Annotated in this window: 10 protein-coding genes; 7 read left to right on the forward strand and 3 right to left on the reverse strand. The window is 49.3% G+C overall.

Going from position 1 to position 12090, the window contains the following annotated elements:
* Window positions 1-18 precede the first annotated feature (18 nt).
* Both rnr and nsrR read right to left on the reverse strand, forming a co-directional pair.
* Entirely contained in the window at window positions 19-2472 is a 2454-nt protein-coding gene (rnr, locus tag ACKPVM_RS06710) for a ribonuclease R (RefSeq protein ID WP_409307993.1), read from the reverse strand.
* A gap of 41 nt (window positions 2473-2513) precedes the next feature.
* On the reverse strand, window positions 2514-2939 hold the full coding sequence (gene nsrR, locus ACKPVM_RS06715) for a nitric oxide-sensing transcriptional repressor NsrR (RefSeq protein ID WP_409307994.1): 426 nt from the start codon (window positions 2937-2939) through the stop codon (window positions 2514-2516).
* 505 nt (window positions 2940-3444) lie between these two features.
* Here nsrR and codB point away from each other — a divergent pair.
* The 3 genes from codB to ACKPVM_RS06730 all read left to right on the forward strand — a co-directional run bounded on the left by codB (window position 3445) and on the right by ACKPVM_RS06730 (window position 8513).
* Entirely contained in the window at window positions 3445-4707 is a 1263-nt protein-coding gene (gene codB, locus ACKPVM_RS06720) for a cytosine permease (RefSeq protein WP_409307996.1), read from the forward strand.
* 27 nt (window positions 4708-4734) lie between these two features.
* Complete coding sequence (gene codA, locus ACKPVM_RS06725; RefSeq protein ID WP_409307998.1) at window positions 4735-5979, forward strand: cytosine deaminase; 1245 nt, start codon at window positions 4735-4737, stop codon at window positions 5977-5979.
* 701 nt (window positions 5980-6680) lie between these two features.
* A complete protein-coding gene (locus ACKPVM_RS06730; protein ID WP_409308000.1) occupies window positions 6681-8513 on the forward strand; it encodes a sensor domain-containing diguanylate cyclase in 1833 nt (610 codons plus the stop codon).
* Window positions 8514-8549: 36 nt separating this feature from the next.
* Here ACKPVM_RS06730 and ACKPVM_RS06735 read toward each other — a convergent pair whose 3' ends face one another.
* A complete protein-coding gene (locus tag ACKPVM_RS06735) occupies window positions 8550-9545 on the reverse strand; it encodes a type IV pilus twitching motility protein PilT (protein WP_409308002.1) in 996 nt (331 codons plus the stop codon).
* 21 nt (window positions 9546-9566) lie between these two features.
* Between ACKPVM_RS06735 and ACKPVM_RS06740 the strand changes: the two genes are divergently transcribed.
* The 4 genes from ACKPVM_RS06740 to yggU all read left to right on the forward strand — a co-directional run bounded on the left by ACKPVM_RS06740 (window position 9567) and on the right by yggU (window position 12070).
* Window positions 9567-10274, forward strand: coding sequence for a YggS family pyridoxal phosphate-dependent enzyme (locus ACKPVM_RS06740; RefSeq protein ID WP_409308004.1), 708 nt, complete (start codon window positions 9567-9569; stop codon window positions 10272-10274).
* 81 nt (window positions 10275-10355) lie between these two features.
* Window positions 10356-11177 (forward strand): pyrroline-5-carboxylate reductase, encoded by an 822-nt coding sequence (gene proC / locus ACKPVM_RS06745; protein WP_409308006.1) that lies wholly within the window; start codon window positions 10356-10358, stop codon window positions 11175-11177.
* Window positions 11178-11228: 51 nt separating this feature from the next.
* Window positions 11229-11783 carry a YggT family protein gene (locus ACKPVM_RS06750; protein ID WP_409308007.1) on the forward strand — a complete coding sequence of 185 codons (555 nt, stop codon included), beginning with the start codon at window positions 11229-11231 and terminating at the stop codon, window positions 11781-11783.
* On the forward strand, window positions 11780-12070 hold the full coding sequence (gene yggU, locus ACKPVM_RS06755) for a DUF167 family protein YggU (RefSeq protein WP_409308009.1): 291 nt from the start codon (window positions 11780-11782) through the stop codon (window positions 12068-12070). Before ACKPVM_RS06750 ends, yggU begins: the two co-directional genes overlap by 4 nt.
* Window positions 12071-12090: the final 20 nt, after the last annotated feature.

The following is a 12090-nucleotide window of genomic DNA, read 5'->3' on the forward strand; positions in this document are numbered from 1 at the left end:
GAAGCGGGAGCACAAACCTTATTCAGCAGATTTCTTCTTCGCGCGTTTAGCTTTGGTTGCTGCCGCAATCTTACGCGTTTTTTCAGCATTTTTTTTCGCTTTATCCGCACCGCTCTTTTTCGACTTCGCTTTTACAGGCTTAGCCTTACGATCGCCTTCTTTGCGGAAAGCTGAATCTGGTTCAAAATTCGCGGCAGGCTTAGCAGCATTGCGACGACGGCGGTTCGGTTTAGCATCACGGGTATCCGGCTTTTTCGCCCGATCGCGTGCGGTCTTCCCTTCTCCACGAGGTTTGCGCGTACTGGACACGAGAGCAAAATCGATATTGCGCTCATCCATATGCACCGCCTCAACACGGATCTCCACTTCGTCACCCAGACGATACACCTGGCCCCGTGACTCACCGATCAAACGTTGACCAATATTATCGTAGCGATAGTAGTCATTATCCAATGTGGAAACATGTACCAGCCCATCAATAAATAAATCGGTCAGACGAACAAAGAAACCAAATCCGGTCACGCTGGAAATGATACCAGTGAAAACTTCGCCGACGTGATCCTGCATAAAGTCACACTTCAACCAGTCTGCCACATCTCGAGTTGCTTCATCGGCCCGGCGTTCAGTCATTGAACAGTGCATGCCCAATTGCAGCATCTCATTCATATCACTGTGCCAGCCGCCGGTTGGCGTCCAGCGTTCCTTGCGAGCACTCAGCAAATATTTGATTGCGCGGTGCAGGGACAGATCAGGATAGCGTCGGATCGGTGACGTAAAATGTCCATAGGACGTTAACGCCAAACCAAAGTGCCCGCGATTTTCAGGATCGTAAACGGCCTGTTTCATCGAACGCAGCAGCATCGTTTGCAGCATTTCATGATCGGGACGATCGGCGACTTCCACCATAAGTTCCGCATAATCCTTCGGCTGTGGCTTCATCCCACCTTTTAGCGTCAATCCCAATTCGCCCAATACGCTACGTAACGCCAGAACATGGTCTTCACTTGGCTGGTCGTGAACGCGGAACAGTGCAGGCTCTTCATTTTTCTCGACAAATTTCGCCGCAGAGATGTTCGCCAGAATCATGCATTCTTCGATCAGTTTATGCGCATCGTTCCGCACAACAGACTCAACACGTTCGATACGGCGTTCCGCGTTGAAAATAAACTTCGCTTCTTCGGTTTCAAACGCGATGCCGCCACGAACTTCGCGCGCATGCTCCAGCGTTTTATACATGTTATGCAGTTCTTCCAGCCCACCCACCAACGGCTTATAGTGCTCGCGTAGTTCCGCATCCCCTTGCAGAATATTCCACACCTTGGTGTAGGTCAGACGAGCGTGTGAACTCATGACCGCTTCGTAAAATTTATACGATGTCAATTTGCCTTGCGCCGATACCGTCATCTCGCAAACCATACACAGGCGATCCACCTGCGGGTTAAGCGAACAAAGCCCATTCGACAACACTTCCGGCAACATCGGAACAACCTGCGATGGGAAATAAACCGAGGTTCCACGCGCACGTGCTTCATGATCCAAAGGCGTATTCGGGCGCACGTAATAACTCACATCGGCAATCGCCACCCACAGCCGCCAGCCGCCACCGCGTTTTTTCTCGCAATAAACCGCATCGTCAAAATCACGCGCATCCTCGCCATCGATTGTCACCAATGGCAGCTTACGTAAATCCACCCGGTCTTTTTTCGCGTCTTCAGGCACATCCTCAGAAAGATCTTTAACCTGATTTTCCACCTGAGAAGGCCAACTGTGAGGGATTTCGTGGGTGCGCAACGCGATATCTACCGCCAGCCCGGTTCCCATGTTATCGCCCAGGATTTCGACAATTTTCCCGATCGCTTTCGTTCTTCTGGTTGCTCGCTGAGTCAGTTCAACCACCACGACAAAGCCCATACGGGCACCGTTGATGTTTTCTTTAGGAATCAGAATATCGAAACTCAGACGGCTATCGTCCGGCACGACAAAACCAACGCCAGCATCCACAAAATAGCGCCCAACGATTTGCCCGGTGCGCGGTTCAAGAACCCGAACAATACGGCCTTCACAACGGCCTTTGCGATCGGCAGCCAGTGGTTGTGCTAAAACAACATCGCCATGAATCGCTCGTTTCATTTCCTCTGCGGACAAATAGAGGTCGTCTTTACGTCCTTCAACGCGTAGGAAACCGAAACCGTCGCGGTGACCGATAACCGTACCGCGTAGCAGATCCAGTTTTTCTGGTAACGCATAGCATTGACGACGCGTAAACACGAGTTGTCCGTCACGTTCCATCGCGCGCAGGCGGCGGCGTAACGCTTCAAGCTGTTCTTCACTTGTCAGTTGCAGATCGGAGGCGAGCTCCTCACGGTTAATCGGCGTATCTCGTTTGGCAATATGCGCCAGAATAAATTCACGACTCGGAATAGGGGATTCGTATTTTTCTGCTTCTCGTTCCAGGAATGGATCTTGTGACATTGTGGTTCCTCCATTGTCATCAGCAGGAGGCTGAACGACACTCATTCAACCAACAATAACTGGTAAAGCGGCGGGTTTTCTTTGACCATATCAGCCAGCGTGTACTGATCGAGTTCCTGCAAAAAGTGCTGCACAGCCTGTTGAAGTACCTGCTTAAGCCGACAAGCCGGTGTGATATGGCAGAACTCGCTACTGCAATTAACCAACGACAGGGGCTCCAGCTCACGGACTACATCACCAATCCGGATCGATTCGGCCGGTTTCCCTAATCGGATCCCGCCATTCTTCCCACGCACGGCCATCACAAAACCCGCACGACTAAGTTGATTGATAATTTTGACCATATGATTACGCGATACGCCATACACCTCTGTTACCTCAGAAATGCTGGTCATTTTTCCGCTGGGTAAAGACGCCATATAGATCAACGCCCGCAAGCCATAATCCGTGAAACTTGTTAACTGCACATAAACCTCGGATACCTCTGGGTATCATTGACTAGCGACCCGATGTCGCCCCATAAAAATAGATGCAAGATGCCGATCGACAACTTGCCTGAAACAAACTGAAAAAGCAAAATCAGACTTTACCCGCAGATAATAAACCAGCCTCAAACACTACGGCTAATTATTTAGCGTTAAAACTCCCGATCTAATGCGGTATACCGAATGACAGAAAGACGGCAGGAAAGGCAATCACACACGCACGGGCAACGTGAAGTATGACGGATATATCATGATTCAATCTTCGCACGACCACGATGACAGACCGATCCATTTTGGTGCAATGCACCATAACAAAGCACGATCATGGTGCACAAGATCCAGAGACACAAACGCTACACCCTAATTTCATCCATTTTTTCCTCTGTAAAAACAGGCACATTTATTGCTATTACGGACCTGTTTGTCTTTTTTAAGCCGTCATGTGTTTCCGCAACACGCATTTATTCCATTCCAGAGGAAAGCCACAATGTCAGAAAAAAGCGAGTTTCCGCTCAGTGAAGCTCCCAAAGAGGGGCGCAAGGGACTACTGTCTATTTCAATGGTGTTATTCAGTTTTACCTTTTTCACCGGCACCATGTTCGCCGGTGGCAAAATCGGCGTCGCTTTTAACATTGTCGATATGCTGTGGGTTGCGGTTATTGGCAACCTATTACTAGCCATCTACGCCGCATCGCTATCACTGATCGCCGCACGCAGTGGCTTGAACTCGGTGCTAATGGGGCGTTTTTGTTTCGGTGAAATAGGCAGCAAGCTCTCCGACTTTTTACTGGGGTTTGCCGAGTTGGGTTGGTATGCATGGGGAACCGCGACGCTGGCAATCTCGCTGGTTAAACTGCTGGACTTGTCTGACAGTATCACTATCCCGCTGATGATTTTGTTTGGCCTGGGTTTTTCCATTACCGCACTGGTGGGATACAAAGGATTGGACGTGCTGTCACGCGTTTCCGTTCCGTTGATGTTCGTTCTACTGATTGTTTCAATGTGGATCGCGACTCATGATATCGGTGGATGGACAGGGTTAAAAGCCATCGAACCTTCGCAAACCATGACCTTCTCCGCCGCCATTACTATGGTATTCGGCACCTTTGCCAGTGGCGCGACGCAGGCAACAAACTGGACGCGTCTTGCCCGCAATGGCCGTATCGCCGTTTCGGCCAGCTTTCTCAGCTTCCTCGGTGGTAATGGCTTGATGATCATTTCCGGTGCCTACTGCGCGATTGTCTATAAACAAGCCGACATTGTCGCCGTAATGATGCTACAGGGCCTATCAATGGCGGCAGTCATCATGCTGTGCCTTAATTTGTGGACAATACAGGGACCGACTATTTACAACGTGTCTGCCGCCGCCTGTCACCTGCTGCGCAGCGAACGTCGTCGAACCTTAACGCTGATCGGTGCCGTAGCCGGGATCGTACTGGCTATTGGCGGCATGTATGAAATGCTGATCCCATTTCTTATCTTGTTGGGTTCAATTATTCCCCCCATCGGCGGCGTTATTATGGCTGATTACTGGTTTCGCTACCGCGGTAAATACCCGGCGATTAAACAGACAACGCTGCCACGTTTTAATATGATCGGCCTGAGTGCTTATGCTATTGGTGCGCTATTAGCCTACTTTTCCCCGTGGATCGCCCCACTGGTAGGGATCGCCGCCTCGGCCGCCAGCTATATTGTGTTCTATGAAGTCGCCAAGCGTACCCGTCCTGACATGGTTGTGCAGGGTGAGTAAGTAATGAGCCTGACCGCAGGAGTTTTTATGAAAATTATTAATGCCGGCCTTCGTCGGCAACATGGTCTTTTCACTATTAATATAGAGAACGGGCTGATCGCATCCATCGATGCTCAGCAAGCCGTCTTACACGTTGGGGAAAATGACGATGTGATCGACGCCAATCGTCGGTTGGTCATCCCTCCTCTGGTTGAACCACACATCCATTTGGACGCGACCCTTACCGCGGGTGATCCAGAATGGAATATGAGCGGTACGCTATTTGAAGGGATCGAACGCTGGGGCCAGCGCAAAGCCACCATCACCCACGACGATACCAAGCAGCGGGCGCACACCACGATTGGTATGCTGCGCGATCACGGTATTCAGCATGTCCGCACGCATATCGATGTGACCGATGCCAGTCTTGCTGCACTGAAAGCCATGCTGGAAGTAAAACATGAAGCTCGCGACCTGATCGATCTGCAAATCGTCGCCTTTCCGCAAGAAGGAATTGAATCCTTTAACAATGGCCGGCAATTGATGGAGCAAGCAATTGAAATGGGGGCTGATGTGGTGGGCGGCATTCCCCATTTCGAAAATACGCGCGACCAGGGTGTCAGTTCTATCAAATTCCTGATGGATTTAGCCGAGCGTACCGGTTGTCTGGTTGACGTACATTGTGATGAAACCGACGATGCGCAATCGCGTTTTCTGGAAGTATTGGCAGAAGAAGCACGCGTCCGCCAGATGGGGCACTTAGTCACCGCCAGCCATACGGTAGCAATGGGTTCCTATGACAACGCTTACTGTTACAAGCTTTTCCGTTTACTCAAAATGTCCGGGATTAATTTTGTTTCCTGTCCGACGGAGAGCATCCATCTGCAAGGGCGCTTTGATAGCTTCCCCAAACGTCGTGGGCTCACTCGCGTAGCCGAGCTTGACCGAGCTGGCATGAATGTCTGTTTCGGACAGGACTCAATCAGGGATCCGTGGTATCCGATTGGCAATGGCAACATCCTGCGCATACTGGATGCTGGTCTGCATATCTGCCATATGATGGGCTATGAGGATCTGCAACGTTGCCTGGATTTCGTAACCGATAACAGCGCCAAAGCCATGAATCTGGGAGAACGATACGGTATCGCCGTTGGTCGTCCAGCCAATTTGGTGATTCTGGACGCCGAAAACGACTATGACGCGCTATGTCGCCAGGCAAAAGCAATGCTATCGATTCGCCACGGCAAGATCATTATGCGCCGCGCACAAGAACAGTTGAGTTACTCCGCGTAAATATCCAACAGGCATTTGGGTCACTCCCCGGTGCCTGCCCTTCTCTCGTTTAACATCAGATCAAATTATCCCCAGTCGAGACCGCGAGACGTAAAGGTGGTAGCGCGATAGTGATTAGAAATATTGCGGTCGTTGTACGAAAAATGCGTTAAACCCACAAAAAAAAATTCATGCATTATACTTTCTCATAATTAGATCGCTTATTTCCTATTGTCATTTATGTTCCCACCAGGAATACGTGTCGTGCCGCACCAACAACAGAATGGATCTATTCAGATTTTTAAAATAACAAACTGAAAAATATAACCAAATAAAAATGCAGATTAGCCACGGCTACCCAATGTTCATTAATCGGTATCCGAAGCTATACCTACCATAAATAACTCGGGTTGCAGGATAACCGTAGGCTAACGACTACACCTGCACCTGGAATATGACAGGTACACATACATGCTAATCCATTCAAATGGCAGGAAGCTGGCACATGTCACCGTAGTTTTAGGGGTATATACCCAAAATAATTCAAGTTTCAGGAAGGCGGCAAGCGAAGGAATCCCGATGAGCTTACTTGAGTAAGTGATTCGGGTGACTGAACGCAGCCAACGCACATGCAACTTGAAGTATGACGGGTATAGGTATTAACGAAATTAATAGCAGCCTATTAAATAAATATTCCTGGAAGTATATAGGTAAACATAAATATGAATAGTCAATTAGTTGATGTTGATTTGATTACTAAATTTGACAGCCAAGCCAAACTGTATGCACTCAACAATGCTTATGCTATCGCTGAATTTGATCTGACAGGCAGGGTGATTGAAGTCAACTCACGATTTTGCGACATGATGGGATACCATAAATCAGAAGTACTTATGCAGCCCCACGAGTTGTTCTTACTAGAAGAACAGCGTCAGGATCATGATCGATTTTGGGTCAACATTATTAACGGTAGTATTAGTTCGGGCGAATTTAAACGAAAAACAAAACAGAATGACATTATCTGGATTCATGCTGCCTATACACCAATCATTGACGATAGGGGATGTCATATTGGTGTGATTAAACTGGCATTGGATATTACTCAGGAAAAACAGCATACCTCAGAAAATCGGGCGAAATTAGACGCGATAGAAAGCTCACAAGGGGTCATTGAATTTGATAAGCACGGATATATTATTCGCGCTAACAATAATTACCTTACTCTGACGGGTTATAAAAAGCAGGAGATCCTCGGGCAACATCATCAAGTACTGTGCACCAGAGACGATATTCTTTCCCCTGAATATCAAGCATTTTGGACAAAATTACGACAAGGACAGTCTGTCAGCGGCCGCTTTCATCGGCTGGGAAAAAATAATAAACCGTTTTGGATACAGGCAACCTATAGCCCAGTCGTCGATAGCGAAGGTGAAGTGCGCAAAATTATTAAGTATGCCCATAATATTACGCAAAACGTTCAGACGGAGAAAAAGGCCAAACAACAAGGGGCAATTCTCGATATTCTGCTCACCGTTCATGATAGTTTTCTACTCGATCACAACCTGTCATCAGCCTGCGACAAGGTCTTCCAACGCCTGCTTAACGTAACAAGTAGCCAGTTTGGGTTTATTGCCATCGTACAGGAAAATCAGGAAGGCCAGTCTCTTTACATCCCATCGATATCAAACCTTTCCTGGGACGATACAACGCGAGAATGGTATAACCAGCAGCGCAAAACCAACGGTGGATTGATCTTTTCTAAACTTGATAACCTGTTCGGCCATGTTGTCACACACAATACGATTGTGTGCACTAACGACTTACCAAGCCATCATGCCAGCAAGGGATTTCCTCCCGGCCACCCACACTTGTTTGCTTTCCTTGGTATTCCCATTACGCATGATGGCAAAGCCATCGGCATGATTGCGCTGGCGAACCGCCAAAACGGTTACGATCAGGATGTCATTGAACTGCTGGCACCACTGGTGAAAACGCTGGGAATTATTATTCATGCCCGTTCACTTGAGGATGAACGCAGGCAAATAGAAGAGAGGTTGCGTTTCAACGCCGGACACGATTTTCTCACCGGCCTCCCCAACCGTGGCAGTTTCTTTGAACAGGCCAATACCTATTTTCATCACCAGAAGCCAGGGGAAGATATCACTAAAAGTTGCCTGGCCGTCATCGACATTGATTTCTTCAAAAAAATCAACGATGCGCATGGTCATCTTGCCGGTGATGCCGTACTCAAAGAACTCGCCCTGTTGATGCATATGTCTTTACGCAAAGAGGATATCGTGGCCCGCATCGGTGGTGAAGAGTTCATTATGCTCCTCAAGGATGTCTCTGCCCATGAAGCCTTCGCCGCGATAGAACGTATTCGCCAGTTGATAGAACAACACACGCTGTTATATGACCGCCAATTATTGAAATTCACTATCAGCGTCGGCGTTGCACTCTGGCAGCCTGGTCTTGCCTCCGTCGATGACTGGATTCGGCTAGCAGATGAAAAACTCTATGTCGCCAAGCGACAAGGCCGTAATTGCGTCAAATAGCGGACATAATCGGCGCGATACCCTGAATTGTGGTCGCTAGGACAATAGCCCTTCTCGCTGGCGCTGTTGATAGCTTTGCTCAAATGTTTGCATCCCAGACTGCGCCCCCGTTTGGATCAGGCTGGGAAGCTGATGACTTTTCCCTTCACGAATCAGATTACTGACCGCAGAGGTCGCCGTCAGAATATCAAACAGAGCAACACGCCCGCCCTGCGGCATCGGCACCAGTTTCTGAGCGACCACGGCTTGTAAACAGGCCGCTAGTTGGCTGCGGACAAACGTTTTCTCCTCCCCGGGGAACACATCGATCAATCGATCAACCGCTTGTGCCGCACTTCGCGTATGCAAAGTGGCAAGAACCAAATGACCCGTTTCGGCCGCTGTCAGCGCTAACCGGATAGTTTCAGTATCCCGTAGCTCCCCCAACAAAATTACATCAGGGTCTTCGCGCAATGCGGCACGAAGGGCCAATGAAAACGACGTACTGTGTTGACCAATTTCGCGTTGTTGGATCAGGCATTTCTGGCTGGAATGAATAAACTCGATCGGATCTTCCAGTGTAATAACGTGCCGAGCCTGTTTTTCGTTAAGGGCCGCAATCAGGGCTGCCAGCGTAGTGGATTTACCACTCCCCGTAGCCCCCGTGACAAGAATCAAACCATCCTGGCATTCCAGCAAATGAGAGAGGATCGTCGGCGCTCGCAACGCATGCAGTGAAAGGTGAGACGAGGGAATCAACCGGAGCGCAATGGAAAGCCCGTGGCGCTGGCGAAAAACATTCACTCGCAAACGTTGCCCACAGGCCAGTGTTAAGGCACCATCAACCTGCCCTGACTGCTGCAATCGCTGGCGCTGTGTTGACGCTAACCAGGTTGCACACCATTGTTCCAGTTGGTCAGTCCCTAAACGTGGTAAGGTATTTTCAGGCTGTAGCCGACCATCGATGCGCAATACGGGCGGATGCCCGCTACACAGGTGCAGATCCGATGCATTATGTTTTACACTAAGCGCTACCCATTCATCTATATCCATAAATAAGCCTCCTGAACGACTATGACCACTATCCAGCAAAATCTACAGGACATCCGGCAGCAGATCTCAACGGCCGCACAGCAATGCGCACGGGCGCCAGAAGATGTGATGTTGCTTGCCGTCAGTAAAACCAAACCTGTGACGGCGATCGAAGAAGCCATTCGCGCCGGACAGCGGGCATTTGGTGAAAATTATGTTCAGGAAGGCGTAGACAAAATCCGTTATTTTCGGGAAAGTCAGCCAGACACATCGTTAGAATGGCACTTTATCGGCCCGCTACAGTCGAATAAGAGCCGCCTGGTTGCCGAAAATTTTGACTGGTTTCATACGGTGGATCGTCTGCGTATCGCCCAGAGACTGAGCGAACAACGTCCGACGACACTGCCACCGCTGAATGTGCTATTACAAATCAATATCAGCAATGAGCCCAGCAAATCCGGCATTATGATCGATGAATTGGCGACGTTATCTGCCAGCGTGGCAGCATTGCCGAACCTGCGCCTCCGGGGCCTGATGGCCATTCCTGCGCCAGAAACGGATTATGAACGTCAGTTGGCTGTTTTTCGGCAAATGGCCGACCTATTCCAGCAGTTAGCCTTGCACTATCCTCATATTGATACCTTATCGATGGGGATGACGGATGACATGAAAGCCGCCATTACGGCTGGTAGTACGCTCGTCAGGATCGGTACCGCCATTTTTGGTGCGCGTGATTACCCAACCACCTGATAGGCAATAACGTTTAACACGATTAACACAATCCATCCAACGCGGTGTACACGACGGCGTTTGGCAACAGCGAGAATTGACATGCAGCAGCGTAAAATAGCGTTTATCGGTGCCGGTAATATGGCGCAGGCCATTATCGCCGGATTAATTGAGGGGGGCTATCCTGCTCACCAGATTAGCGTATGCGCGCCTTCCGAAAAGAATCGCGATGCATTGGCGGCAAAATACGGTGTCATCAGCAGCGCCGATAATGTAAACCGCGCACAAGACGCCGATGTTATTGTGTTGGCCGTTAAGCCACAGATGATGGCAACCGTTTGTGCGCCTTTGGAACAACAGGTGGATTTCACCGGCAAACTGGTATTGTCGATTGCCGCTGGCGTGAGTATCGCGCGTTTTCATACCTTATTGAACGAGCGACTCAATATCGTTCGCATCATGCCTAATACCCCATCGCTGGTGGGAAAAGGCATGAGCGGTTTGTATGCGCCTGCAAACGTCAGTGAATCCGATAAGGCATTTACCGCCGATCTGATGAAAAGCGTGGGGAAAGTATGCTGGGTTGCAAACGAATCCGACATTAACGGCGTTATTGCTGCCGCAGGTAGCGCACCAGCCTATTTTTTCCTGTTCATGGAAGCCATGCAGCAGGAAGCGATTCGTCAGGGGTTTGATCAAGAGACCGCTCGCCTGTTGGTACAGCAGTCTGCCTCCGGTGCCGCCGCATTAGTGGAAGCGAACCCCGATACGCCGCTATCAACGCTACGGGAGAATGTCACATCTAAAGGGGGCACCACAGCAGCCGCGTTGCGGGTATTTAATGAACGCGAGCTGACCCAAACGATTTCCGATGCCATGCAGGCGGCCGTCAACCGCGCGCAAGAAATGGAAAAACTTTTTTAACACAACGTGCTATTTCGCTGTTTACTCATTTTATAAGGAACTGACGTATTTATGCTTACCCTGACTTTTCTGGTCAAAACGCTGGTCGACCTCTATGTGATGGTATTGCTGTTGCGTATTTGGATGCAGTGGTCGCGCAGCGATTTCTATAATCCTTTATCGCAGTTCGTGGTAAAAATAACACAACCGATCGTCGGACCTCTGCGTCGCATTCTGCCTTCGTTAGGGCCGATCGACAGTGCATCATTACTACTCGCTTTTATTCTGACCACCATTAAATTCCCGTTAATGCTACTTATTCAGTCTGGAGCGCTATCGCTCAGTCCAATGAATCTGGTCGTTGGGCTGATTTCTCTGGTTAAATCGGCTGGCTATCTGGTTTTCTGGGTGGTGATCATCCGCTCTCTGATGAGTTGGATTAGTCAGGGACGTAGCCCTATTGAATATTTGCTGCACCAGATGACAGAGCCTTTTATGGCACCGATTCGCCGCATTATCCCGGCAATGGGCGGCATCGATTTCTCGGCCATGGTCGTCATTTTGATTCTGTATCTGTTCAACTATCTGGGTATGGATCTGTTTCCGGAATATTGGTTCTTGTTGTGAGTGCTGTAACTCGCCACAACGATGATCTGATCATTCGGTTGTATATCCAACCGAAGGCCAGCCGCGATCAGATCATCGGGTTACATGGTGACGAACTTAAAGTCGCCATCACCGCCCCACCCGTTGATGGGCAGGCTAACGCCCATCTGACTAAATTCCTCGCAAAGCAATTCCGGGTTGCCAAAAGCCTGGTCGTTATCGAAAAAGGTGAACTTGGCCGACACAAACAGATTAAAATCATCAACCCGCAAGCTATCCCGACAGAAGTCGCGGAACTCATTCGATAACAAAACTCATTCGATAACAA

This window comes from Pectobacterium hainanensis (genome assembly GCF_046237015.1).
Classification (GTDB): Bacteria; Pseudomonadota; Gammaproteobacteria; order Enterobacterales; family Enterobacteriaceae; genus JBJYIN01.